The organism is Enterobacter sp. 6722112, from assembly GCF_058661685.1.
Map to the genome: position 1 here is coordinate 986,479 of NZ_JBZWGR010000007.1, position 25,330 is coordinate 1,011,808.

22 protein-coding genes are annotated in these 25,330 nt (G+C 59.8%); 11 read left to right on the forward strand and 11 right to left on the reverse strand.

What is annotated here, in order from left to right; all coding sequences use genetic code 11:
- Nucleotides 1-24: 24 nt before the first annotated feature.
- Nucleotides 25-723: a GNAT family N-acetyltransferase gene (locus AC4OVU_RS06205; protein WP_017694354.1), complete on the forward strand. Its 699-nt coding sequence runs from the start codon at nucleotides 25-27 to the stop codon at nucleotides 721-723.
- Between the two features lie 101 nt (nucleotides 724-824).
- On the opposite strand, the gene betA is transcribed toward AC4OVU_RS06205, so the two are convergent.
- The 3 genes from betA to betI are packed head-to-tail and all read right to left on the reverse strand — an operon-like array spanning nucleotide 825 to nucleotide 4,576.
- Nucleotides 825-2,489, reverse strand: coding sequence for a choline dehydrogenase (gene betA / locus AC4OVU_RS06210; RefSeq protein WP_110292969.1), 1,665 nt, complete (start codon nucleotides 2,487-2,489; stop codon nucleotides 825-827).
- Nucleotides 2,490-2,502: 13 nt separating this feature from the next.
- Entirely contained in the window at nucleotides 2,503-3,975 is a 1,473-nt protein-coding gene (gene betB / locus AC4OVU_RS06215) for a betaine-aldehyde dehydrogenase (protein ID WP_045142672.1), read from the reverse strand.
- A gap of 13 nt (nucleotides 3,976-3,988) precedes the next feature.
- The gene (betI, locus tag AC4OVU_RS06220) at nucleotides 3,989-4,576 is read right to left on the reverse strand and encodes a transcriptional regulator BetI (RefSeq protein ID WP_017382531.1); all 588 of its coding nucleotides are present in this window, start codon (nucleotides 4,574-4,576) and stop codon (nucleotides 3,989-3,991) included.
- Between the two features lie 128 nt (nucleotides 4,577-4,704).
- Between betI and betT the strand changes: the two genes are divergently transcribed.
- Together betT and AC4OVU_RS06230 are read left to right on the forward strand one after the other, a co-directional pair.
- A complete protein-coding gene (betT, locus tag AC4OVU_RS06225; protein ID WP_017694351.1) occupies nucleotides 4,705-6,738 on the forward strand; it encodes a choline BCCT transporter BetT in 2,034 nt (677 codons plus the stop codon).
- Nucleotides 6,739-7,118: 380 nt separating this feature from the next.
- On the forward strand, nucleotides 7,119-7,568 hold the full coding sequence (locus tag AC4OVU_RS06230) for a SymE family type I addiction module toxin (RefSeq protein ID WP_072206709.1): 450 nt from the start codon (nucleotides 7,119-7,121) through the stop codon (nucleotides 7,566-7,568).
- An 87-nt stretch (nucleotides 7,569-7,655) separates the two neighbouring features.
- On the opposite strand, the gene AC4OVU_RS06235 is transcribed toward AC4OVU_RS06230, so the two are convergent.
- Genes AC4OVU_RS06235 through AC4OVU_RS06245 form a run of 3 tightly spaced genes read right to left on the reverse strand, consistent with a single transcriptional unit; the run spans nucleotide 7,656 to nucleotide 9,069 of the window.
- On the reverse strand, nucleotides 7,656-8,156 hold the full coding sequence (locus AC4OVU_RS06235; protein ID WP_017694784.1) for an Hcp family type VI secretion system effector: 501 nt from the start codon (nucleotides 8,154-8,156) through the stop codon (nucleotides 7,656-7,658).
- Nucleotides 8,156-8,512 carry a putative T6SS immunity periplasmic lipoprotein gene (locus AC4OVU_RS06240; protein ID WP_017694783.1) on the reverse strand — a complete coding sequence of 119 codons (357 nt, stop codon included), beginning with the start codon at nucleotides 8,510-8,512 and terminating at the stop codon, nucleotides 8,156-8,158. Before AC4OVU_RS06240 ends, AC4OVU_RS06235 begins: the two co-directional genes overlap by 1 nt.
- Nucleotides 8,509-9,069 (reverse strand): type IV secretion protein Rhs, encoded by a 561-nt coding sequence (locus tag AC4OVU_RS06245; protein ID WP_110292423.1) that lies wholly within the window; start codon nucleotides 9,067-9,069, stop codon nucleotides 8,509-8,511. The genes AC4OVU_RS06240 and AC4OVU_RS06245 overlap by 4 nt, the downstream gene beginning before the upstream one ends.
- Before the next feature lie 212 nt (nucleotides 9,070-9,281).
- Here AC4OVU_RS06245 and AC4OVU_RS06250 point away from each other — a divergent pair, with 212 nt between their 5' ends.
- From AC4OVU_RS06250 to AC4OVU_RS06265, 4 genes are read left to right on the forward strand one after another with little or no spacing between them, the layout of a single operon-like run.
- A complete protein-coding gene (locus AC4OVU_RS06250) occupies nucleotides 9,282-10,193 on the forward strand; it encodes a metal ABC transporter substrate-binding protein (protein ID WP_110292424.1) in 912 nt (303 codons plus the stop codon).
- 2 nt (nucleotides 10,194-10,195) lie between these two features.
- Nucleotides 10,196-11,002, forward strand: a complete 807-nt coding sequence (gene sitB, locus AC4OVU_RS06255; protein WP_017694346.1) for an iron/manganese ABC transporter ATP-binding protein SitB — start codon at nucleotides 10,196-10,198, stop codon at nucleotides 11,000-11,002.
- Nucleotides 10,999-11,850, forward strand: coding sequence for an iron/manganese ABC transporter permease subunit SitC (gene sitC / locus AC4OVU_RS06260; RefSeq protein ID WP_017694345.1), 852 nt, complete (start codon nucleotides 10,999-11,001; stop codon nucleotides 11,848-11,850). The genes sitB and sitC overlap by 4 nt, the downstream gene beginning before the upstream one ends.
- Entirely contained in the window at nucleotides 11,844-12,683 is an 840-nt protein-coding gene (locus AC4OVU_RS06265; RefSeq protein WP_017382522.1) for a metal ABC transporter permease, read from the forward strand. Before sitC ends, AC4OVU_RS06265 begins: the two co-directional genes overlap by 7 nt.
- Here the strand turns inward: AC4OVU_RS06265 and entD are convergent.
- Together entD and AC4OVU_RS06275 are read right to left on the reverse strand one after the other, a co-directional pair.
- Nucleotides 12,619-13,308 carry an enterobactin synthase subunit EntD gene (gene entD / locus AC4OVU_RS06270; RefSeq protein ID WP_017694344.1) on the reverse strand — a complete coding sequence of 230 codons (690 nt, stop codon included), beginning with the start codon at nucleotides 13,306-13,308 and terminating at the stop codon, nucleotides 12,619-12,621. The two genes, AC4OVU_RS06265 and entD, sit on opposite strands and share 65 nt — an antisense overlap.
- Before the next feature lie 62 nt (nucleotides 13,309-13,370).
- Complete coding sequence (locus AC4OVU_RS06275; RefSeq protein ID WP_015571183.1) at nucleotides 13,371-15,620, reverse strand: TonB-dependent siderophore receptor; 2,250 nt, start codon at nucleotides 15,618-15,620, stop codon at nucleotides 13,371-13,373.
- A 146-nt stretch (nucleotides 15,621-15,766) separates the two neighbouring features.
- Between AC4OVU_RS06275 and fes the strand changes: the two genes are divergently transcribed.
- From fes to entF, 3 genes are read left to right on the forward strand one after another with little or no spacing between them, the layout of a single operon-like run.
- The gene (fes, locus tag AC4OVU_RS06280; RefSeq protein ID WP_017694342.1) at nucleotides 15,767-16,966 is read left to right on the forward strand and encodes an enterochelin esterase; all 1,200 of its coding nucleotides are present in this window, start codon (nucleotides 15,767-15,769) and stop codon (nucleotides 16,964-16,966) included.
- Between the two features lie 10 nt (nucleotides 16,967-16,976).
- Entirely contained in the window at nucleotides 16,977-17,189 is a 213-nt protein-coding gene (locus tag AC4OVU_RS06285) for an MbtH family protein (RefSeq protein WP_015571182.1), read from the forward strand.
- Complete coding sequence (gene entF / locus AC4OVU_RS06290; protein WP_491928643.1) at nucleotides 17,186-21,043, forward strand: enterobactin non-ribosomal peptide synthetase EntF; 3,858 nt, start codon at nucleotides 17,186-17,188, stop codon at nucleotides 21,041-21,043. The genes AC4OVU_RS06285 and entF overlap by 4 nt, the downstream gene beginning before the upstream one ends.
- 89 nt (nucleotides 21,044-21,132) lie before the next feature.
- Here entF and fepC read toward each other — a convergent pair whose 3' ends face one another.
- The 3 genes from fepC to fepD are packed head-to-tail and all read right to left on the reverse strand — an operon-like array spanning nucleotide 21,133 to nucleotide 23,923.
- Nucleotides 21,133-21,933, reverse strand: coding sequence for an iron-enterobactin ABC transporter ATP-binding protein (fepC, locus tag AC4OVU_RS06295; protein ID WP_017694340.1), 801 nt, complete (start codon nucleotides 21,931-21,933; stop codon nucleotides 21,133-21,135).
- A complete protein-coding gene (gene fepG / locus AC4OVU_RS06300; RefSeq protein ID WP_026094382.1) occupies nucleotides 21,930-22,919 on the reverse strand; it encodes an iron-enterobactin ABC transporter permease in 990 nt (329 codons plus the stop codon). The genes fepC and fepG overlap by 4 nt, the downstream gene beginning before the upstream one ends.
- Nucleotides 22,919-23,923, reverse strand: a complete 1,005-nt coding sequence (gene fepD, locus AC4OVU_RS06305; RefSeq protein WP_017382515.1) for a Fe(3+)-siderophore ABC transporter permease — start codon at nucleotides 23,921-23,923, stop codon at nucleotides 22,919-22,921. The genes fepG and fepD overlap by 1 nt, the downstream gene beginning before the upstream one ends.
- Before the next feature lie 109 nt (nucleotides 23,924-24,032).
- Between fepD and entS the strand changes: the two genes are divergently transcribed.
- Nucleotides 24,033-25,259 (forward strand): enterobactin transporter EntS, encoded by a 1,227-nt coding sequence (gene entS / locus AC4OVU_RS06310; protein WP_017382514.1) that lies wholly within the window; start codon nucleotides 24,033-24,035, stop codon nucleotides 25,257-25,259.
- Nucleotides 25,260-25,330: the final 71 nt, after the last annotated feature.

Below are 25,330 nucleotides of genomic sequence, written 5' to 3' on the forward strand. Positions count from 1 at the left end.
CTTACCTTTCAGGGAGTCACCGCCGTGCCCGAAATCAATCAACATGGTCAAACCGTTAATGATATTGTCCCGGACTGGAAATGCGCCCGCGCGTTAACCCGTACCCTGCTCACCGGGCAGTATTGCCGCCTGGAGCCGCTGGATGCCGACCGCCATTCGGCTGATTTGTTTGAAGCCTATGCGCTGGGTGACGACAGCGACTGGACGTGGCTTGCCAGCACCCAGCCTGGGAGCGTTGAGGCCACTGCGCACTGGGTGCTGGGAAAGGTGCTGGATGACGACCTGGTGCCCTTTGCCGTTATCGATCTGCGCACCGAAAAGGCGGTAGGGCTGGTCAGCTATATGGCGATAGAACGCTTTCAGGGCTCGGTTGAGATCGGCCACGTCACCTGGTCGCGCAGAATGAAGGGCACCCGCGTGGGTACCGAAGCGGTGTGGCTGCTGCTGAAAAATGCCTTTGAGCATCAATATCGCCGGCTGGAGTGGAAGTGCGATTCGATGAACATCGCCTCACGCAACGCGGCGGAGCGGCTGGGGTTTGTCTGGGAAGGGCGCCTGCGCCAGAAGCTGGTGCGTAAAGGACGCAACCGCGACAGCGATATGCTTTCGATTATTGACGGCGAATGGCCGCAGCGCGATGCAGAGCTGCGCGCCTGGCTGGCGGCGGAGAATTTTGACGGGGAAGGACGGCAGGTTAAGCGGCTTGAAGCATTTCGGCAATAATTTCCCCTCACCCTAACCCTCTCCCAGAGGGAGAGGGGAAGAGGGGACGATGACACCCTCTCCCTTTAGTAGAGGGCCGGGGTGAGGGGAGAAGTTCGCACTCAGCGGCGAACCGGCGCCCCATCCGCCACATAATACGCCGCCGTGCTCTTCGCCAGCGGCTCGCGCCCGCGAATGGCGTCGGCAATCTTTTCGCCAATCATGATGGTGGTGGCGTTCAGGTTGCCGGTGATAATCTGCGGCATAATCGACGCATCCACTACGCGTAACCCTTCCAGCCCGTGAACCCGGCCTTCGCCGTCAACCACCGCCATTTCGTCGTAGCCCATTTTGCAGGTGCCGCACGGGTGGAAGGCGGTTTCGGCGTGGTTACGCACGAACTCGTCCAGCTGTTCGTCGGTCTGGCATTCGACACCTGGGCTGATTTCACGACCGCGATACTTGTCCAGCGCAGGCTGGTGCATGATCTCGCGGGTGATGCGGATCGCGTCGCGGAACTCCTGCCAGTCCTGCTCGTGGGACATGTAGTTGAACAGGATCGCCGGATGCTGGTGCGGATCGCGCGACTTGATGCGCACGTGGCCGCGGCTCGGCGAGCGCATGGAGCCAACGTGGCACTGGAAACCATGCTCTTTCACCGCGTTCGAGCCGTTGTAGTTAATCGCCACCGGCAGGAAGTGATACTGAATGTTCGGCCACTCGAACTCCTCGCGGCTGCGGATAAACCCGCCCGCTTCGAAGTGGTTGCTAGCGCCCACGCCTGTGCCGCCAAACAGCCACTCCGCGCCAATCTTCGGCTGGTTCCACCATTGCAGGGCAGGGTAGAGGGAGACCGGCTCCTTACATTCATACTGAAGGTACATCTCCAGGTGATCCTGCAAGTTTTCACCCACCCCGGGTAAATCATGTACCAGCGGGATATCAAACTGCTTCAGCAGTTCAGCGTTGCCCACGCCGGAGCGCTGGAGGATCTGCGGAGACGCGATGGCGCCCGCGCACAGCAGCACCTCTTTCTTCGCCGTCGCTTTTGACGGAATGGTGCTTTCGCCTTCCAGCCACTCGACGCCCACCGCGCGCTTGCCGTCAAAGATAATGTGATCGGTCATGGCGTGGGTGCGGATGGTCAGATTCGGGCGCGGTTTGGCCTGGTCCAGATAGCCGCGCGCGGTGCTGGCGCGTCGGCCCTGCGGCGTGACCGTGCGGTCCATCGGGCCAAAGCCTTCCTGCTGATAGCCGTTAAGGTCGTCGGTGCGCGGGTAGCCCGCCTGCACGCCCGCCTCTACCATCGCTTCAAACAGCGGGTTCACGCCCGGCTTAGAGGTGGTGACGCTCACCGGACCGTCGCCGCCGTGGTAGTCGTTCGGCCCCACGTCGCGGGTCTCTGCCTTGCGGTAATAGGGCAGGCAGTTGAGGTAGCTCCAGTGCTCCAGACCCGATTGTTTCGCCCAGTTGTCCAGATCCAGTGCGTTGCCGCGCACGTAGCACATGCCGTTGATCAGCGACGAGCCGCCCAGCCCTTTACCCCGTCCGCACTCCATGCGGCGATTGTTCATGAAAGGCTCTGGCCCGGTTTCATACGCCCAGTTGTAGCGCTTGCCCTGCAACGGGAAGGCCAGCGCGGCAGGCATCTGGGTGCGGAAGTCAAAGCGGTAGTCCGGCCCGCCCGCCTCAAGCAGCAGGACGGTGGTGTTCGGATCTTCAGTCAGTCGTGTTGCCAGTACGTTGCCGGCAGAGCCGGCCCCGATAATGATGTAGTCAAATTGCAAATAAACCTCCCGGTTAAAATATGGACTGGAATTTACCCATCTCAACCTGGATGGACTTCACCTGGGTGTAACTCTGAAGCGTCATGACGCCGTTCTCACGGCCGATACCGGAGTGTTTGTAGCCGCCGACCGGCATCTCTGCGGCGGATTCGCCCCAGGTGTTGATCCAGCAGATGCCCGCTTCGAGCTGATGAATAGCGCCGTGGGCGCGGTTCAGATCGGCGGTGACGATGCCCGCCGCCAGACCGTAGTCGGTATCATTGGCGCGGCGAATGGCCTCTTCGTCAGTGTCATAGGTAAGAATGGACATCACCGGGCCGAAGATCTCTTCGCGCACGATGGTCATTTCGTCGGTGCAGTCGGTGAACACGGTCGGGGCCACCCACGCGCCGTTATCAAAGCCGTCACCCTTCAACACGTCGCCGCCGCACAGCACGCGCGCGCCTTCCTCTTTGCCTTTGGCGATGTAGCGCAGCACGCTGTCGCGGTGCGGGAAGCTGACCATCGGGCCAAAGTTGGTGTTTTCATCGAACAGGTCGCCCGCGCGGATGCGGCCCACGCGCTCAACGATTTTTTGCTCAAATGCGGCTTTGACCTTCGCGGGCACGAACACGCGGGTGCCGTTGGTGCACACCTGACCGGAGCTGAAGAAGTTCGCCATCATGGCGATATCTGCCGCGAGATCCAGATCCGCGTCGTCAAACACTATCAGCGGAGATTTACCGCCCAGCTCCATCGTCACCTCTTTCAGGGACGAGGCCGCCGAGTTCGCCATCACCTTTTTGCCGCTGGCCACGCCGCCGGTGAAGGAGACTTTGGCGATGCCCGGATGTTCGGTCAGGAACTGGCCGGTCTCTGCGCCCACGCCCGGCAGGACGTTAAACACGCCGTCCGGCACGCCTGCTTCGGTGTAGATCTCCGCCAGTTTCAGGGCGGTAAGCGGAGTCACTTCGCTCGGCTTGAAGATCATCGCGTTGCCCGCCGCCAGCGCCGGGGCCGATTTCCACAGGGCGATCTGGATCGGGTAGTTCCACGCGCCGATGCCCGCCACCACGCCCAGCGGCTCGCGGCGGGTGTAGACGAACGAGGTGTCGCGCAGCGGGATCTGGCTGCCTTCCAGCGCCGGGATCAGCCCCGCGTAGTACTCCAGCACGTCCGCGCCGGTAACGATGTCGACGGTCGAGGTTTCGGAATACGCTTTACCGGTGTCGAGGGTTTCCAGCGTTGCCAGCTCGTCGTTGCGCTCGCGCAGGATATCGACGGCGCGACGCAGGATGCGCGAGCGCTCCATGGCGGTCATCGCCGCCCAGATCTTCTGCCCGCGCTGTGCGCTTTCCACGGCGCGGTCCACGTCTTCGTGCCCGGCGGCCTGCACGGTTGCCAGAACTTCACCGTTCGCCGGGTTGATGGTCTCGAAGGTGCGACCGCTGGTGGCGGATGTATAACCACCATTGATATAAAGCTGCTGTTCTGCCATTCGGGACATAAATTCTCCTCGGTTAATCGGTCGGTAAATGCTGGCTGATAAAGTGGCTGGTGAGCGACTGGGCCAGGGTTTTATCCAGCGGTTTGCCGCTGAGCGCAGCGCGCAGCCATAGCCCGTCAATCAGTGCGGCAAGCCCGTAGCCCGCCTCTTCAGCCTGTTCACGCGGCAGCTCGCGGCGGAACTCGTACACCAGGTTTGAGAGCAATCGGCGGCTGCTGACCTGCTGCAAACGGTAGAGCATCGGCTGATGCATGCTGCTGGCCCAGAAGGCCAGCCAGGCCTTCATCGCCGCGCCGCTGATCTGGGTTTCATCAAAATTGCCGCCGACAATCGCCTGCAATCGCTGCTCTGCGCTGCCGTCCGGCAGGGCGCGTAAACGGCTTAATACCGCGTCGCGCAGCTGACCGGTGATGTCACGCATGGTCGCTTCCAGCAGACCGTTTTTATCTTTGAAATAGTGGCTGATGATCCCCGTGGACACGCCCGCCCGACGGGCGATTTGCGCGATGGTTGCGTCATGCATTCCCACTTCATTAATTGCTTCCAGCGTGGCATCGATTAGCTGCCTGCGCCGGATCGGCTGCATCCCCACTTTGGGCATTTTTGCCACTCCATTCATCAGCGTTGGTTAACTATTAAAGCGGTTTTTGATTGGACGTTCAATATAAAATGTGTCTTAATTGTTGCGTATTTGGATTTCAATAGTTACAAAAACAGTGGGGATACTGGATGACAGACCTTTCACAGGACAGAGAAAAAGACAAAATCAACCCGGTCGTTTTTTATACGTCCGCCGGGCTGATTTTGTTGTTTTCCCTGACGACCATTTTCTTTCGTGATTTTTCTGCCGAGTGGATTGGGCGCACCCTGAACTGGGTGTCGAAGACCTTCGGCTGGTACTATCTGCTGGCCGCGACGCTCTATATCGTCTTCGTGGTCTGCATTGCCTGCTCGCGCTTCGGTTCGGTGAAGCTCGGGCCAGAGCAGTCTAAGCCCGAGTTCAGCCTGCTGAGCTGGGCCGCAATGCTGTTTGCCGCCGGCATCGGCATCGACCTGATGTTCTTCTCCGTGGCGGAACCGGTCACGCAGTATATGCAGCCGCCGGAAGGGGCAGGGCAGACGATGGAGGCTGCGCGCCAGGCGATGGTCTGGACGCTCTTCCACTACGGCCTGACGGGCTGGTCGATGTACGCCCTGATGGGCATGGCGCTCGGATACTTTAGCTATCGTTATAATTTGCCCCTTACCATCCGCTCCGCGCTGTACCCGATTTTCGGCAAAAAGATCAACGGCCCTATTGGGCACACGGTAGACATCGCGGCGGTGATCGGCACCATCTTTGGTATCGCGACAACGCTCGGAATTGGCGTGGTGCAGCTTAACTACGGGCTGAGCGTGCTGTTTGACATCCCGGATTCGATGGCGGCGAAGGCGGCGCTGATTGCGCTGTCGGTGATTATCGCCACCATCTCGGTGACCTCCGGCGTGGATAAAGGGATTCGCGTGCTCTCCGAGCTGAACGTCGCGCTGGCGCTGGGGCTGATCCTGTTCGTGCTGTTTATGGGCGACACCTCGTTCCTGCTGAATGCGTTAGTGCTGAACGTAGGTGATTACGTAAATCGCTTTATGGGCATGACGCTGAACAGCTTCGCCTTTGACCGTCCGACAGAGTGGATGAACAACTGGACGCTCTTCTTCTGGGCGTGGTGGGTGGCGTGGTCGCCGTTTGTCGGCCTGTTCCTGGCGCGTATTTCGCGTGGGCGCACCATCCGTCAGTTCGTGATGGGCACGCTGATCATCCCGTTCACCTTTACCCTGCTGTGGCTGTCGATTTTCGGCAACAGCGCGCTGCACGAGATCATCCACGGCAATGCGACTTTTGCCCAGGAAGCGATGGCGCACCCGGAGCGCGGCTTCTACAGCCTGCTGGCGCAGTATCCGGCGTTTACCTTTAGCGCGTCCGTAGCGACCATTACCGGCCTGCTGTTCTACGTCACCTCGGCGGACTCCGGCGCGCTGGTGCTGGGGAACTTCACCTCGAAGCTCAAGGACATTAACAGCGACGCGCCGAACTGGCTGCGCATCTTCTGGTCCGTCGCCATCGGCCTGCTGACGCTCGGCATGCTGATGACCAACGGTATCTCGGCGTTGCAGAACACCACGGTGATCATGGGCCTGCCGTTCAGCTTCGTGATCTTCTTCGTGATGGCCGGGCTGTATAAATCGCTTAAGGTGGAAGACTACCGCCGCGTCAGCGCCAGCCGCGACACCGCCCCGCGTCCGCTGGGCGCGCAGGACAGGCTGAGCTGGAAGAAACGCCTCTCGCGCCTGATGAACTACCCCGGCACGCGCTACACCAGCCAGATGATGGAGACGGTGTGCTTCCCGGCGATGGAAGAGGTGGCGCAGGAGCTGCGCCTGCGCGGTGCCTACGTCGAGCTGAAAAACCTGCCGCCGGAGGAGGGCGAAACCCTGGGGCACCTGGATCTGCTGGTGCACATGGGCGACGAGCAGAACTTTGTCTATCAAATCTGGCCGCAGCAGTATTCGGTGCCCGGGTTTACCTACCGGGCGCGCAGCGGGAAGTCGACCTACTACCGGCTGGAGACCTTCCTGCTGGAGGGCAGCCAGGGGAATGATTTGATGGATTACAGCAAGGAGCAGGTGATCACGGACATTCTGGATCAGTATGAACGGCACCTGAACTTTATCCATCTGCACAGGGAAGCGCCGGGGAATAGCGTGATGTTTCCGGATGTTTGAGGCTTGATCTGAAGAACCTACAAAGGCAGCGCCGCTGCCCTCATGCCGGGTGGCGGCGATGCCTTACCCGGCCTACAAAACCGGTTTATCGTAGGCCTGATAAGCGAAGCGCCATCAGGCGTTTAATGAGCATTGGATCTGAAGGGCAATATTTCCTTTCTTTATATTCACCATTTTATTTTTCTTTATTTACTCGAGCCGCCTCGCATTTCCCTAATATTCGACCCCTGTACATTTATCCATGGCAGTATAATAGCGCCAGTTAACCCAGCACTGAGATCTTGAAAGAATAGGTAAAAAGGTAAGAAAAGGAATCGCGGTACAAAGGTGTGCGACCACCTCCATACCGCTAACCACAAACAACTAACACGGAGTTGATTATGGCTGCGAAGAATTCTATGCCAGAGCGGGCTATTGCCCAAACAGAAAATGCAGATTTAGATATTCAACAAGAAAATCGCGAGAAGCTACGCAAAAAACGCATCCGGGCGTTGCATGACGAGCCGGTTCACTCTGCGTATCTTCATGAAAGAGGAGAGGCGGATTCCGCCTGTGTGGAACTTTATACTCGAATGGAGCGCAACTATCTGCCGTTAACCGGCGCGTGGTTAACCCGCGCAGGGTTTAAAGCAGGAATAGCCGTGAAGATCCGCGTGATGCCGGATTGTATTGTGATTACGCCGCAAAATTCCCGTGAGCTGTGGGGCTGTCTGGAAGGCGTCAGTGCAACGTATACCAACAAACTGAAGATGATGAAGTGGCTGGAGACGTTTCCGGGAGCGTTAATTGATACGGGGGATTTGCCCGTGAACGAAAGTGGAAAAGGGTAGCGCTTAAGATTAACCAGGCGATCCAGGGAATGCCAGGATCGCCGTTTCTGAGCGGCAGCATGCAATGATCTTTATGAGCCAGGTAAATTATGCGTTACTCTTCTCTTTCTGTGCAGGTTTCATCCATGCATCGCCATAAAGAATATTGCCTTTCACATAATTCCACTGAATGCCCCGGAATCGAAGTCCCACCACTTCATGCATATTCGGGGCTGAACTGCCCGGGTAATAAACATGCGTGAAATCCAGAGATGCGATCACCACGCTGTCAAGCGTAATGGTGTAGATCTCTCTTTCTGCTCCCGCTTCAACAATTTCATAATATTTGATAATGGCTTTTTGCAGCCGTCTGCCCTCGCAGGCGGCAACGGCAAGATAAGGGCTCACTTTATCTAATTGCTTATGCACAGTAACGGGACCATGCTGCCGTGTTCCGGTCATATTCCCGGTATGGCTGTCCACTGCCTGTTTTATGCCGTAACTGCTGTTCATAATTTCGATAGCACCTTCCCGGCCTGGCATCATACAGTCGCCCTGAACCTGCATTCCGTTCTCATCGTAGAGAAATAAGTAAGCGGGTAATGACATTATAATTCTCCTAAGTTGATTTGTTTTCCGTTATTATCAACATCGAATTGGTGTACATATTTTTTATTGTTTAATCCGTAATGAATAACGTAAGTACGACCATTTTTCCATTTTATATTTAAACATGTATCCGGGTAGGAGATGTCTAAATTATTATATCCCGACCCTGTTACGATAGTGATTTTATGATCTTTACTTGAATAAATAGTGTAAAAGTTCAGGACGTCATTTTTATCTATGCTAAAACATAGGCGGTTACCATTAATAAATGTAAATCTATTTTTGGGGGCTCGATTACCTCCCGGGCATCCAGTGATTAAAATGCAGAGGATAAAGATGACAAATATGTTCTTCATCCTGGAAATCCCTTTAAGACATTTTTGTATTTTTGCAGAAGGAAATACAAGCTTTCCCTAAGTTTTAAGTCTCTGTATTGTAATAATTCTTCATTCCTCTCCAAACCAAAGTATTTCAATAACCAGTAATCGCTTACAATTGATGCTTGCTGCTCTAACCCATAATGCAATAAATCTACTTTATCTAAGCTATAAGTATAGTCAGCAATACCGGGAAATAATCCTCTTGTTCTGACAAACATCCCTTTTTGAGTTTGCCAGACATGCATCATCTCATGCATGAATCGATGTTTTTTAACAATGTCATCCTCTAGCGAAAAATCCGGCGAATACGTTTCCTCTCGGTACCACATCTCCCCATTGGGACTCATCGCCACATCAATGGGTTGCAGATTAAAAGGAAGATAGCTTTCCCTGTGTACCCACACCAGATGATAACGGATGCTGTAACCGTAAAGCGTCTTCGCAAGGGCGATTTCACCAATTGTGAGCTGTCGGATCCCGCCCGGATTAATCGGGGTTCCCGAAGTGGGGTGAATTCTTTCATTAACCGGCATGTCAATTCCCTTTTGTTAATATGGGTATTGGCCGTAAATAATACTCCTGACCGTGAGAGAAAAAAGAAAGCACATTTCCTAAAAATTCCGCCTGACAGTCCAGGTTGACACAACTTTAATGATAATTATTTTCATTTAAATATAGCCTGTGCTATACCTTATAGCACAGGCTAATTTTGCTTTGAATTTAATCACCTCAGGAGACTTCTGCGATGCATCCACGGCAAGGATTGAAGCGTCTGTTGCTCGGCGCGCTGCTCATGACTGCGACCACGACCGGCGCGCTGGCGGCTGAAAAGTTCCAGGTCATCACCACTTTTACCGTTATTGCTGATATGGCGAAAAACGTGGCGGGGGATGCCGCAGAGGTCACCTCCATCACCAAACCGGGCGCGGAAATTCACGAATACCAGCCCACCCCGGGCGATATCAAACGCGCGCAGAAGGCACAGCTGATCCTGGCGAACGGCATGAATCTGGAGCTGTGGTTCCAGCGCTTTTATCAGCATCTGAACGGCGTGCCGGAGGTGATTGTCACCAAAGGCATCACCCCGATGGGCATCAGCGAAGGGCCCTATAACGGCAAGCCCAATCCGCACGCGTGGATGTCGCCGGACAACGCCCTGATTTACGTCGATAACATCCGCGACGCGCTGGTGAAGTACGATCCGGCCAACGCACAGACGTACCAGCGCAATGCGGAAGCCTACAAGCAGAAGATCACCGCCACTCTCGAACCGCTGCGCAAGCAGGTCACGGAGATCCCGGAAGACAAGCGCTGGATGGTAACCAGCGAAGGGGCCTTCTCCTATCTGGCGCGGGATCTGGGGATGAAAGAGCTTTACCTGTGGCCGATCAACGCCGATCAGCAGGGCACGCCCCAGCAGGTGCGCAAGGTGATCGACCAGGTGAAAAAATATCATATCCCGGCGGTGTTCAGCGAAAGCACGGTCTCCGATAAGCCCGCGCGTCAGGTGGCGCGGGAAACCGACACCCACTACGGCGGCGTGCTGTACGTCGACTCCCTGAGCGCGGAAAACGGCCCGGTGCCGACCTATATCGATCTGCTGAACGTCACCACCCGCACGTTGGTGCAGGGCATCCGTGACGGCATGAAGGAGTAACCATGCACGATGGGATTGTTGTCTCAGACGTCACCGTGACCTACCGCAACGGCCACACGGCGCTGCGCGACGCGTCGTTCAGCGTGCCGGGCGGATCGATTGCCGCCCTGGTTGGCGTAAACGGTTCCGGCAAATCCACGCTGTTCAAGGCGGTGATGGGCTTTGTGCGGGCGGCGAGCGGCACTATCTCCATTCTGGGGTTGCCGCCTCACCGGGCGCTGCGTCAGAACCTGGTCGCCTACGTGCCGCAGTCGGAAGAGGTCGACTGGTCGTTTCCGGTGCTCGTCGAGGACGTGGTGATGATGGGCCGCTACGGGCATATGGGGTTTCTGCGTCGTCCCAAAGAATGCGATAAGCAGATCGTCACCGACGCCCTGAAGCGTGTAGATATGCTCGAGCTGCGCCATCGGCAGATTGGCGAGCTGTCCGGCGGGCAGAAGAAGCGCGTGTTTCTGGCGCGGGCGATTGCCCAGCAGGGCGAGGTGATCCTGCTCGACGAGCCGTTTACCGGCGTGGACGTCAAAACCGAAGCCAGGATCATCAGCCTGCTGCGGGAGCTGCGCGACGAGGGCAAAACGATGCTGGTCTCGACCCATAACCTGGGCTCGGTCACGGAATTCTGCGATTACACGGTGATGGTCAAAGGCACCGTGCTGGCGAGCGGCCCGACGGAAACCACCTTTACCGCCGAGAATCTCGAGCGCGCCTTTAGCGGCGTGCTGCGCCACGTGGTGCTCAGCGGCTCGGAAGATCGCATTATTACCGACGACGAACGCCCCTTCGTCACGCACCGTCAGGAGGCCAAATGAACGTGCTTCTCGAACCCTTCGGCTACGAGTACATGCTCAACGCGATGTGGGTCTCGGCGATGGTGGGCGGGCTGTGCGCGTTTCTCTCCTGCTATCTGATGCTCAAAGGCTGGTCGCTGATCGGCGATGCGCTGTCGCACTCCATCGTGCCGGGCGTAGCGGGGGCCTACATGCTCGGGCTGCCGTTCTCGCTGGGGGCGTTTTTATCGGGCGGGCTGGCGGCGGGCAGCATGCTGTTTCTCAACCAGCGCAGCCGCCTGAAGGAGGACGCCATTATCGGGCTGATCTTCTCCTCGTTTTTCGGGCTGGGGCTGTTTATGGTCTCGCTCAACCCGACCTCGGTGAACATTCAGACCATCGTCCTCGGCAATATTCTGACTATCGCCCCGGAAGATATCGTCCAGCTGGCGATTATCGGCGTGGTGTCGATAGTTATCCTGCTGTTCAAATGGAAAGATCTGATGGTGACCTTTTTTGATGAGAACCACGCCCGCGCCATCGGTCTGCGTCCTGAACGCCTGAAAATCCTCTTCTTCACGCTGCTGGCGGTCTCTACCGTGGCGGCGCTGCAAACCGTCGGCGCATTTCTGGTGATCTGTCTGGTGGTCACGCCCGGCGCGACCGCGTGGCTGCTGACCGACCGTTTCCCGCGCCTGCTGATGATTGCCGTCGCCATTGGCAGCATCACCAGCTTCCTCGGCGCGTGGGCCAGCTATTACCTGGACGGCGCCACCGGCGGCATTATCGTGGTCGCCCAGACGCTGCTGTTCCTGATGGCGTTCGTCTTTGCGCCGAAGCACGGGCTGCTTGCCAGCCGCCGTCGGGCGCGGGAGGCACACCCATGCTGACGCTGCTTCTCGAACCGTTCCAGTTTGCGTTTATGAACAACGCGCTGCTGATTTCACTCCTGGTGGCCGTGCCCTGTGCGCTGCTGTCGGTTTTTCTGGTGCTGAAAGGCTGGGCGCTGATGGGCGACGCCATGAGCCACGCGGTGTTTCCCGGCGTCGTGCTGGCCTGGATGATGGGCCTGCCGCTGGCGCTGGGTGCATTCGTAGCCGGTCTTTTCTGCGCGGTCGCCACCGGATATCTGAAGGATAACAGCCGCATCAAACAGGATACGGTCATGGGGATCGTCTTTTCCGGCATGTTCGGCGCCGGGCTGATCCTCTATATCGCCGTCAAACCTGAGGTGCATCTCGACCACATTCTGTTCGGCGATATGTTGGGTATTAACGGGATGGACATTCTGCAAAGCGGTCTCGTCGCGGGGCTGATTGCGCTGGTGATTGGCCTGAAGTGGCGCGATTTTCTGCTGTTCTGCTTTGACTATCAGCAGGCTCAGGCGAGTGGCTTGCGCACCCGCTGGCTGCACTACGGCTTACTGTGCATGGTTTCGCTGACCATCGTTGCGACGCTGAAAGCGGTGGGGATCATTCTGTCGATTTCCCTGCTGATTGCTCCCGGCGCCGTGGCGGTGCTGATTACCCGACGCTTTCACATGGCACTGCTGGTGGCGGTCGCCGTTTCAGCGCTGGTGTCGGTAAGCGGCGTTTATGCCTCGTTTTATCTCGACAGCGCGCCTGCGCCGACCATTGTGGTCCTGTTCGCGATGGTGTTTATCGTGACGTTTGTGGTGACCAGCGTGAAGGCTCGTCGCCAGGAGCGTGTGACAGCAGGGTGATGACCTGTTCGCCGTGCTGCTGCCAGTGCAGGCGGAAGGCGGTGCCTTCTTCAAAGCCTGCCAGTTGACGGGTCAACGCCAGCGTGAGCGTCTTGTCGTCGAGCTTGGTAACGCGGGCGCAGTCAAAACCCATCCAGGCCTGTACCTGCGGAAAGAGGGCCTTAAACAGGCTCTCTTTGGCGCTGAAGACCAGCGTCAGGGCGAGGGCGAACGGGTATCCCAGGCGGGAAAGCACAGGTTCTTCCTGCGTATCAATAATGCCGTCTTTGATTTCCCTGGCTTCGTTTTCGAAGAGGATCGTTTCACAATCGATGCCGATAAGCGCCGGGTATTGCGTGACGACGGCTATCGCCTGCGTGCCGCTGTGGGTGATGCTGCCGGAAATACCTTGCGGCCAGAGCGGTTCCCCGCTGGGGCCGATGGCGGGCATGGTGTGGTCAGGTAAGGCGTGCGCGGCGGCGATGCGGCCTGCCAGGTGGTCGGCCTTGCGTTTGCGTCCGGCGTCAGCGAGCTGGGCGTGGTGGGGGAGCCAGAGGAGATCGGCGTCGGTAAAGGTGGCGGGGTCGAAAGTGATGCGGTGGAGGGTGTGGCCGGCGAGAGAAAATGTGCTGTGGGTGGTGTGCATGGTTTTTCCCCTCACCCTGACCCTCTCCCCAGAGGGGAGAGGGAAGGATTGACTTCAGTGCCTTAAAAACGCGTATTCACGCTCATATACCAGGTACGGCCCGGTTCATTATACGTATACGCGCCCGCACCGTACATATACGCGCCGGTGGTGGTATTACCCGTGGTCTGGGCGTTACCCGCACGCCACTGGCGCTTGTCGAAGACGTTGTCCACGCCGCCGGTCAGGCTGACGTTTTTGGTCACGTCCCAGGTCGCACTCAGGCCAACGATGCTGTACGGGCTGACTTCGTCTTTCTCAGACCCGGTCACCGGCTGACCTTTGTAGTTGTACTTCTTCGGCTGCTGCTTGCCATACCAGGTGAAGGTCGACTGCAATGAGACATCCTGACGTACCTGCCAGCTCAGGGTAGAGTTCAGCGTATACTCCGGGATGATCGACAGACGATCGCCGGTCTCCTTGTTCTTGCTTTGCAGCATGTAGGTGATGTTGTTGGTCCAGTTGATGGTGTCGCTAACCGGCACGTTCAGGGAGCCTTCCAGACCTTCTACTACCGCCTTCGGCACGTTTTCCCACTGGTAGATATCGGTGGTGACTTTGCCGGTGGACGTCTGGCCAATCGGCGCGTAGCCCGCTTCAATCTTGTTGCGGTAGTCGTTGCGGAACCAGGTCACACCCGCCAGCCAGCCATCGCGTTTCCACTCCAGACCAATCTCTTTGTTGATGCTGGTCTCCGCTTTCAGATCGTCGTTACCCATCATGTAGCAGCCCACGCCGTCGGAACTGGCGTAGCAGCCCTGGCCTTTACTGTACAGCAGGTAGTTCGGGTTGGTCTGATACAGGCTTGGCGCTTTATAGGCGCGCGCGATGCCCATCTTCAGGGTGAAGTCATCCCCCAGACCCTGCGACAGGTTCAGGGACGGGCTCCAGTTATTACCCACAATGGTGTGGTGGTCGAAGCGCAGGGCAGGGGTCAGCATGGTGCTGTCGGTCAGCTCCATGTTGTTTTCGGCAAACAGGGAGAAGATCTCCGCTGAAGTGTACGGGCTACGGTCTTCGCTCATGCCCGGAATGGTGCCGCCCTGCTGGGTTTGCGTGAAGGAGGTCGAGTCCTTCATGCGCTGCTGGTTCCACTCGGTGCCGAGCGTCAGGTTTTGATTCACAATGAAATCAATCGGCAGGTTGATTTCGCTGTGCAGCATCACGTCGGCCAGGTCGGTATCGGTGAATTTATTGCTGTTGAACAGGCCTTCCAGACCGCCCGCCAGCCCTTCACCCAGACGAGAGTTGCGGGTGTGCTCGTACTGCGCCCAGTTGCTGGTGGTAATGCCGTTATCCCAGCCGCCGTTCCAGGTCACCGCGAAGTTCTGACGATAGATACGGTTAGTCTCTTTACCGTAGTTCTTCTTCACCAGCCCGCTTGAGCTGTTGTCGTTGTTGGTATTCTGGGTATCGCCCGCGTAAAGGTTGTTCTGGCGGCTGTATCCCGCCTCAAACTCCAGGGACTGCATAGGCGCAAAGTCCCAGCGCACCACGCCGTTGATGTCTTTATTCTCGACCCCTTCACGGCCTGCCGGCAGCGTGTCGGCATATGCGCCGGTACGGTCAGACTGATGGCCCTGGTTAATGTCCCAGGCGTCGGCCTGGGTTTTATCCAGGTTACCGTACATGCGGAAGCTGAAATCCCCGCCCAGCGGGCCGCTCAGGCTGAAGTTAGTGCGTTTGGTGGAACCTTCGTCTTTATGCTCTGGCGCATTCAGGTAGGTGTTCCAGGAGCCGTGCCACTGGTCGTCAAATTTTTTGGTGATGATGTTCACCACGCCGCCCGCCGCACCGTTACCATAGCGGGCAGCAGCCGGGCCACGGATCACTTCGATGCGCTCGATCATCTCCGGCGGGACCCAGCCGGTATCGCCGCGGGTATCACGCTCGCCGCGCCAGCCCAGACGGATGGAGTTGCGGCTGGTGACCGGCTTGCCGTCGATCAGGATCAGGGTGTTTTCCGGGCCCATGCCGCGAATGTCAATCTGACGGTTATTCCCGCGCTGGCCGCTGGTGGAGTTGCCGGTCAGGTTAACGCCCGGCATGGTGCGGATGATTTCCGCCACGTCCCGCGCGGGCGGGTTTTTGCGGATCTCGTCGGCGGTGATGGTCGACACGCCCGGCGCCTGCAAATTCTGCTCGGCGGCGGTGATCACCATGGTGTCTTCATGCTGCGCGGAGGCGGTGTTGTCGTCTGCCATGACGGGCAGCGCGACACCATAAATCCCTAAATTGACCAGCAAGGCCAGAGAGTGAATCTTCTTATTCATTGTACGTCCCGCTTTTATGGTTATTTAATGAGCGCGCTTCCCACAGCGCGGGCATTACGCTATTGCAAATGCAAATAGTTATCAATAATATTATCAATAAAATTTGCTCTGAAACAAAAAAGACTGTTAAACATGGGGTTATAAGGGTGACGGCGTTAACAACCGGAAGTGAAGCGTGGTGGCAGGCGAAAGACGGGCCGGAACGGGAACGTCATCAGGAAAACTATCGCGTGACATTCTGGTGGCGGGACCCGGCGGGAACGCAGAAAACGTCGACGGTTAAACGCGTCTGGCTCTACGTCACCGGTGTGACCGATCACCATCAAAATGCCCGTCCGCAGTCCCTTGAACGTATCCCGGATACCGACGTCTGGCAGTGGCAGGGCGAGTTCAGCCCCGAATGGCGCGGCAGCTACTGTTTTATCCCCTCCGACAATGAAAACGATTTTGCCAGCGCAGTGTTTGAAGGCGATCAGCCGGACCGCATGGCGCTGCGCGAAGGCTGGCGCAAACTGTTGCCGCACGCGGTGTCCGACCCGCTGAACGCCCAGAGCTGGCGCGGCGGGCGCGGGCACGCAGTCTCGGCGCTGGAGATGCCGGAGGCGCCTGTACAGCCCGGCTGGAACCATCCCGATACCCCTTACAAAAAGCCTGTCTGCATTGAGTGGCACAGCGCGCGTCTGAAGAACCGTCGCCGCGTGTGGATTTTTACCACCGGGGATGAAAGCCCCGAGCGCCCGCTGGCGGTGCTGCTCGACGGGCAGTTCTGGGCCGAAAGCATGCCCGTCTGGCCTGCGCTGGCGTCGCTCACCCTTGAAGGCAAACTGCCGCCTGCGGTCTATGTCTTAATCGACGTGATTGACACCGCACACCGCAGCCGCGAGCTGCCGTGTAACCCTGATTTCTGGCTGGCGGTGCAGGACGAACTCCTCCCGCAGGTGAAAAGCATGGCCCCGTTCAGTGACCGCGCCGACCATACCGTGGTGGCGGGCCAGAGCTTCGGCGGTCTTTCCTCCCTCTACGCGGGCCTCAACTGGCCGCAGCGTTTTGGCTGCATCCTCAGCCAGTCCGGCTCCTACTGGTGGCCGCACCGCGGCGCGCAGCAGGACGGGCTGCTCATCGAACAACTCAAAGCGGGTGACAAAACCGCTCGCGGGCTGCGCATCGTCCTTGAGGCCGGGCGCAACGAGCCGCTTATTTTGCGCGCAAACCAGGCGATCCTCGCCGAACTACACACTCAGCAACCGGTTTTCTGGCGTCAGGTTGACGGCGGACACGATGCGCTTTGCTGGCGCGGTGGGCTGACGCAGGGGCTGATGACCCTCTGGCAGCCGCTTATTCAATAACGGAGTCTGTATGGAATTCAGCAATCCTTTCGATAATCCGCAGGGACAGTTCGCCATTTTGCAAAATGACCAGGGGCAGTACAGCCTGTGGCCGCAGCAGTGCGAGTTGCCCGCGGGCTGGCGCGTGGTCTGCGAACCGCAATCTCAGGAGGCGTGCCAGCAGTGGCTGGCGGAACAGTGGCAGACGCTTGAGCCGTCATGTTTTGCGGGGGAGCGCGCATGAACCGTCTCCCTCTTGTCGCCGCCCAGCCCGGGATCTGGATGGCAGAGCAGCTTTCCTCCCTGCCAAACGCCTGGAGCGTCGCGCACTACACCGAGCTGAAAGGCGCTATCGATGCGCCATTGCTGGCAAAAGCCATCGCTGAAGGCATGATGCAGGCCGACACCCTGCGGATGCGTTTTGCCGAAGATAACGGTGAGGTGTGGCAGTGGATCGATGAGGCCATGCTCCTGCCGGAGCCGTCCATCGTGCGCGTTGACTCCCACGACGCCGCCGTGGCGCTGATGGAGGCCGATCTCAACCAGAACCTGCGCGTCGACAGCGGTCAGCCGCTGGCGTTTCACCAGCTGATCCAGGTGGGAGAAAGCCACTGGTACTGGTATCAGCGGTATCATCATCTGGTGGTAGATGGCTTCAGCTTCCCGGCTATTACCCGTCAGATCACCGCCATTTACGCTGCGTGGCAGAAAGGTGAATCCACGCCGGCCTCGCCGTTCACCCCGTTCGCCGAGGTGGTGGTGGAGTATCAGCGCTATCGCGACAGCGAGGCGTATCAGCGCGACGGTGCTTTCTGGGCCGAACAACGCAAACAGCTTCCTTCTCCGGTCTCGCTCTCTTCCGCGCCGCTGCCGGGACGCGCCGCCACCACCGATATCCTGCGCCTGAAAATTGCGATGGACGGCCGTGCGTTCAGCCAGCTTGCACAGAAGGCAGGCCAGGCGCAGCGTACCGATCTGGCCCTTGCGCTGGTGGCGCTGTGGCTGGGCCGCCTGACCGGACGGCTGGACTACGCCGCCGGGTTTATCTTTATGCGCCGTATGGGCTCCGCCGCGCTGACCGCGACCGGACCGGTGCTCAACGTCCTGCCGCTGGCGGTGAATATTCGCCCGCAGGAGAGCCTGCCGGAACTGGCGCTGCGCCTGGCGAATCAGCTGAAAAAGATGCGCCGCCATCAGCGTTACGACGCCGAGCAGATCGTGCGCGACAGCGGACGTGCCGCAGGCGACGAAGCCCTTTTTGGTCCGGTGCTGAACGTCAAGGTGTTCGATTATCAGCTGAATATCGACGGCGTGGAGGCCATTACCCACACGCTGGCAACCGGCCCGGTGAACGATCTGGAGCTGGCGCTGTTCCCGGACGAGCAGGGCGGACTGAGCATTGAGATCCTCGCCAACGGGCAGCGTTACGACGAGGCGACGCTGAAGGGGCACGCGGCGCGCCTGAACGCAATGCTGACGCAGTTTGCCGCCAATCCGGACCTGCGCTGTGGCGACGTGGAAACCGTATCAGAGCAGGAATACGCCCGGCTGGCGCGCATCAACGATACCGGGCTGGCGCTGCCGTCCACCACGCTGGCGGATCTTGTGGCGGAGCAGGCGAGCAAAACGCCGGACGCCCCCGCGCTGGCGGATGCCCATACTGAACTGAACTACCGCCAGATGCGCGAGCAGGTGGTCGCGCTGGCAAACCTGCTGCGCGCGCGCGGCGTGAAGCCGGGCGACAGCGTGGCGGTGGCGCTCCCGCGCTCGGTGTTCCTGACCCTGGCGCTGCACGGGATTGTTGAAGCTGGCGCCGCCTGGCTGCCGCTGGATACCGGTTACCCGGATGACCGTCTGCGGATGATGCTGGAGGACGCGAAGCCGTCACTGCTCATTACCACCGACGAGCAGCTTCCGCGCTTTAACGATCTGCCAATCGCTACTTTTAGTTACAACACACTATTACCCGCCACCGATGCTGAACCTCTGCGCCTGGCGAAGCCGGAGCAGACCGCGTACATCATCTTTACCTCCGGTTCGACGGGGCGTCCAAAAGGGGTGATGGTCGGCCATACCGCCATCGTTAACCGCCTGAAGTGGATGCAGGATCATTATCCACTGGCGGCGCATGATGTGGTGGCGCAGAAAACGCCGTGCAGCTTTGACGTGTCGGTGTGGGAGTTCTGGTGGCCGTTTATCGCCGGGGCGAAGCTGGTGATGGCCGAGCCGGACGCGCACCGCGATCCGCAGGCGATGCAGAGCTTCTTCGCAGAATATGGCGTAACCACCACCCACTTCGTGCCGTCGATGCTGGCGGCCTTTGTCGCCTCGCTGACCCCGGAAAACGCTGTGTGCTGCAAAACCCTTAAGCAGGTGTTCTGTAGCGGCGAAGCGCTGCCGACTGCGCTGTGTCGCGAGTGGGAACAGCTCACCCATGCGCCGCTGCACAACCTCTATGGCCCGACCGAAGCGGCGGTGGATGTGAGCTGGTATCCGGCGTTTGGCCCCGAGCTGGCGGCGGTGGAAGGCAACAGCGTGCCGATCGGCTTCCCGGTGTGGAATACGGGGCTGCGCATTCTGGACGCGATGATGCGCCCGGTGCCGTTCGGCGTGGCGGGGGATCTCTATCTCACCGGCATTCAGCTGGCGCAGGGGTATCTGGGACGCCCCGACCTTACCGCCAGCCGCTTTATCGCCGATCCGTTTGCCCCCGGCGAGCGAATGTACCGCACCGGGGACGTTGCCCGCTGGCTGGACAACGGCGCGGTGGAATATCTGGGCCGCAGCGACGATCAGCTGAAAATCCGCGGTCAGCGCATCGAGCTGGGCGAAATCGACCGGGCGATGCTCGCGCTGCCGGATGTGGCCCAGGCGGTGGCGCACGCCTGCGTGTTCAACCAGGCGGCTGCCACGGGCGGCGATGCCCGCCAGCTGGTGGGATACGTTGTCTCTGAATCCGGCTTACCGCTGGATCGCGACGCGCTGCTTGCATCACTCAAAGCCCAGCTGCCGCCGCATATGGTGCCGGTGGTGCTGCTGCAAATCAGCGCGCTGCCGTTAAGCGCCAACGGCAAGCTGGATCGCAAGGCGCTGCCGCTGCCGGAGCTGACCAGCAAAACTTCCGGTCGCGCGCCCGAGACGCAAACTGAAGTCACCGTGGCGCAGGCGTTTTCTGCCCTGCTGGGCTGCGCGGTGAACGATATCGAGGCCGATTTCTTTGCCCTCGGCGGCCACTCGCTGCTGGCGATGCGCCTTGCGGCTCAGCTCAGCCGTGCGTTCAGCCGCAAGGTCACGCCGGGGCAGATTATGGTCGCCTCGACGGTGAGCAAGCTTAGCGCCCTGCTGGACTCGCAGATGAGCGACGAGCAGGCGCAGCGTCTGGGGTATGAAACCGTTCTCCCGCTGCGTGAAAGCAACGGCCCCACGCTGTTCTGCTTCCATCCGGCGTCCGGCTTTGCCTGGCAGTTTAGCGTCCTGGCGCGCTACCTCAGCCCGCGCTGGTCAATCGTCGGCATTCAGTCTCCCCGGCCTGAGGGGCCGATGCAGCAGTGTGCGGATCTCGATGCGGTGATCGAACATCATCTGAACACGTTGCGTAAGCAACAGCCGCAGGGGCCGTATTATCTGTTCGGCTATTCCCTCGGCGGCACGCTGGCGCAGGGTATTGCGGCGCGTCTGCGCGAGCAGGGTGAAGACGTAGCGTTCCTCGGCCTGCTGGATACCTGGCCACCGGAAACCCAGAACTGGGCGGAGAAAGAGGCCAACGGCCTCGATCCGGAGGTGCTGGCGGAAATTGAGCGCGAACGCCAGGCGTTTATCGCTGCCCAGCAGGGGCAGGGCTCCAGCGAGTTGTTTAACGCCATTGAAGGCAACTATGCGGACGCGGTGCGGCTGCTCACCACGGCACATAGCGCGCGGTTTGACGGTAAAGCGACGCTGTTTGTCGCCGAGCGAACGCGAACCCTGGATCCGCAGGCCGCGTGGGCACCGTGGGTGGGTGAGCTGGAGGTGTACAGCCAGGACTGCGCCCACGTGGATATCATTTCACCGCAGGCGTTTGAAAAGATTGGGCCGGTACTGAAGGAAATTTTGGGGTAACGTTTAAAGCCCCTCACCCTAACCCTCTCCCACGGGGAGAGGGGATGGTTTGCTCCCTCTCCCCGTGGGAGAGGGCCGGGGTGAGGGCATCAGACCGCACGCTTGCCCAACGGCACCACCAACGGCGTACCCGCCACCGGATCGTCAATAATCATGCAGCGCATGCCGTAGATCCGCGCGATCAGATCCGGCGTCACAATCTCCTTCGGCGCGCCCTGCGCCACAATCTCGCCGTCGCGCAGCGCAATCAAATGCGTAGCGTAGCGGCACGCCTGGTTTAAATCGTGCAGCACCGCTGCCAGGGTGTAGCCCTGCGTGCGGTTCAGTTCGCTCAGCAGCTCCAGCAGGTCAATCTGATGGCTGATATCCAGCCAGGTCGTCGGCTCGTCCAGCAGCATGATGGAGGTCTCCTGCGCCAGCACCATCGCGATCCACGCGCGCTGGCGCTGTCCGCCGGAGAGGGTATCGACGCTTTGCCGGGCCAGATCGGTGATGCCCGTCGCCTGCATCGCGCGCTTCACGGCCTCGTCGTCCTCCTTGCGCCAGCGGGTAAACAGCGGCTGGTGCGGGTAGCGCCCGCGGGAGACCAGCTCCTGCACGGTAATATCCCCCGGCGTGGTGGCGTTTTGCGCCAGCAGCCCAATACGGCGTGCCACCTCTTTGCTGGCGAAGCGCTGGATCTGCTCCCCGTCGAGGAACACGCTGCCCTCAACCGGCGACATCAGGCGGCTCAGCGTGCGCAGCAATGTCGATTTGCCGCAGCCGTTTGGCCCGATAATGGCGGTGAAGTGGCCGTCCGGAATGGCAACGGATAAGTCCCGGGCAATGATTTTTTTACCGTAGCCGAGGGTCAAGTTTTCGCCGCGCAAGCGGGGTGTTGAATCTGTCATTTCTTGCGTGACTCCTGAACGAGCAAGACGATGAGGTAAATCCCGCCGAGGCTGACGGTCACCACGCCCACCGGCAGTTGATAAGGCGTAAACAGCCGCTGAGCGCAGAGATCGGCGGCCAGCAGTAATACTGCGCCGCACAGCGCTGCCTGGGTTAATCCCCAGCGCGCGGTGCCGCTAAGTCGCCGCGCGATATGCGGCGCGACAAGGGCAATAAACGAGATCGGCCCGGCGATGGCGGTAGACGCTGCGGTCAGCAAGACCGCCACCAGCATCAGCATCAGGCGCGAGCGCTCTACGCTCACGCCCAGCGCGCAGGCGCTGTCGTCGCCCATCTCCAGCAGCCGCATGCGCCTGACCAGCAGCAGCGCGCCAATAAACATCAGGATAATCAGCGGCGCGGCGGGCCAGGTTTTTCCCCACGTCAGACCGTTGAGGGAACCGGCGTACCACAGCCCGGCGGAGAGTGCGGTTTCCAGCGACGCCTGTAGCAGAAGCCAGGTGTTAAACGCCATCAGCATCGCGCGGATGCCGATCCCGATGATGATCAGGCGGAAGGTGTCGATGCCGTTGCGCCAGGCCAGGGCCCAGATAAGCAGGGAGGTGAGAATGCCGCCCGCCATCGCCGTAAAGGTAATGGCCATGAGATGCTGCCCGAACAGCACCATCGCCACCAGCACGCCGCTCCACGCGCCGGTATTCAGGCCCATCACGTCCGGGCTGCCGAGGGGGTTACGCATCAGCGACTGGAATATTGCGCCGCTGACGCCAAGCGCTGCGCCAACCAGGATCGCCATCGCCACACGCGGCAGTCGCCATTCGGTGACCACCATGGTGATGTTACGTGGCGCGCTGCCGGTGAGAGCGTGAAAGACCTGCGCGAAATCAAGCGTTACGGCACCGCTTTGCAGGCTCCAGACCGCCAGCAGCAGACTGGCGACGACCAGCAGGGCGACGCTGGTGAGTAATCGACGGGACGGGGCCATCATGCGCCACCCCCGCGTCTGCGTCGTACCAGGAAGATCAGCACCGGCGCGCCGATAAAGGCGCTGACCACCGAGACGCGCAATTCACCCGGCACCAGCAGGCGGCCCAGTACGTCGGCAAACAGCAGTAGGGCAGGGGTCGCCAGCAGCGTGACCGGCAGTGACCAGCGGTGATCCGCCCCCACCAGCCAGCGCGCCATGTGCGGCATCATCAGGCCGATAAAGGCAATCGGCCCGACGACGGCGGTCGCGCTGCCGCACAGCACGGTGATGACAAGCAGGCCCGTCAGCTGCGTGCGCGCCACGCGGTTGCCGAGGGCGGTCGCGGTGTCGCTGCCGAGGCTCAGGCTGTTGAGCGCCCGGCTTAAACACAGCGCTACGGCGGCAGAGATAAACACCGGGAATGCCACCACTTTCAGGGTATCAAGGGTACGGATATCCAGCGAACCGGCCTGCCAGAAGCGCAGCTGGTCATACACGTCCGGGTTGAGCAGGGCGATGCCGTTCGATAAGCCTTCCAGCACCGCCGCGAGCGCCACGCCCGCCAGTGTCAGACGTACCGGGCTGAGCTGTCCGCCGCCCTGGCTGCCGGTAAAGGCCACCACCAGCGAGGCGGCCAGCGCGCCGCAGAAGGCCATCACCAGCTGTTCAGACGGAGAGGTGAAACCAAACAGCGCCGCGCCGAGCACAATGGCGAAACTGGCACCAGAGTTCACGCCGAGAATGCCAGGGTCCGCCAGCGGGTTGCGGGTGAGGGTTTGCATCAGGGCACCGGCAAGCCCGAGTGCGCCACCAGCCAGCAGGCCGGCAAGGGTGCGGGGCAGGCGGGCGTCGAGCACGATAATGCAGTCGGCGCTCTGGCAGGTACCGGAGAGCGCATCGACAATAACGGACGCGGGCAGCGGCTTCGCGCCAACCAGCAAACTGAGTGCAATCGCAAGGATCAACAGCAGCAATAAAACGGGCACGGCTACGGCGCGCACCGCGGAAGAGGAAAACGACATAGCAACGTCCATGATGTGATAATGATAGTAATTATCGTTATCTATCTTATTTGGCTATGTTAGCATGTGCGCCCATGGAAATGGTAGACCGATACCTCAAGGCCTTGTCATGAATCAAAAATCCTGGCTGCTCAACCTCAGCCTGCTGAAAACGCACCCGGCGTTTCGAGCGGTTTTTATCGCCCGCTTTATCTCCATTTTATCCCTCGGCCTGCTCGGGGTCGCCGTGCCGGTACAGATCCAGACCATGACCCACTCCAGCTGGCTGGTGGGGTTATCCGTCACCTTAACCGGCGGGGCGATGTTTATCGGCCTGATGGTGGGCGGCGTACTGGCGGACCGCTACGAGCGTAAAAAACTGATCCTGCTGGCGCGGGGCACCTGCGGGGTGGGCTTTGTCGGGCTGTGTCTGAACGCAATGCTGCCGGAGCCGTCGCTGATGGCGATTTATGCCCTGGGCCTGTGGGACGGCTTTTTTGCCTCGTTAGGCGTGACGGCGCTGCTGGCGGCCACGCCCGCGCTGGTCGGGCGCGAAAACCTGATGCAGGCGGGGGCGATCACCATGCTCACCGTGCGTCTGGGATCGGTGATTTCGCCGATGGTCGGCGGCCTGCTTCTGGCGACCGGCAACGTGGCGTGGAACTACGGCCTTGCCGCGGCGGGAACCTTTATCACCACCCTGACGCTGCTGCGTCTGCCGCTCCTGCCACCGCCGCCGCAGCCGCGCGAGCATCCGCTGAAGTCCCTGATGGCCGCGATTCGTTTTCTGTTCAGCAACCCGCTGATTGGCGGCATTGCGCTGCTCGGCGGCCTGCTGACGATGGCGAGCGCCGTGCGCGTGCTGTACCCGGCGCTGGCGGGCGAGTGGCAGATGAGCGCCTCAGAGATTGGCGTGCTGTACGCCGCCATTCCGCTCGGCGCCGCGTGCGGGGCGCTGACCAGCGGAAACCTGGCGCAGAGCGCGAGACCGGGGTTAATCATGCTGGTGGCGACGCTGGCCTCGTTTATCGCGATTGGTTTCTTCAGCCTGATGCCGGTGTGGGCGCTGGGGGTGATGTGTCTGGTGATTTTTGGCTGGCTGAGCGCGGTCAGCTCTCTTTTACAGTACACCCTGATCCAGACCCAGACGCCGGAAGGGATGCTCGGGCGCATTAACGGCCTGTGGACGGCGCAGAACGTCACGGGCGATGCGATTGGCGCAGCGATCCTCGGCGGGCTGGGGGCGATAATGACCCCGGTGGCGTCGGCGAGCAGCAGCGGGTTTGTGTTAGCCGTGGTTGGCGTAATTTTATTGGCGGTTTTGGTGGAGTTGCGTCGGTTCAGGCAGAACCTGTAGGTCGGGTAAGGCGTAGCCGCCACCCGACAAAAAGCCCGGTGGCGCTGCGCTTACCGGGCCTACGGGAAACG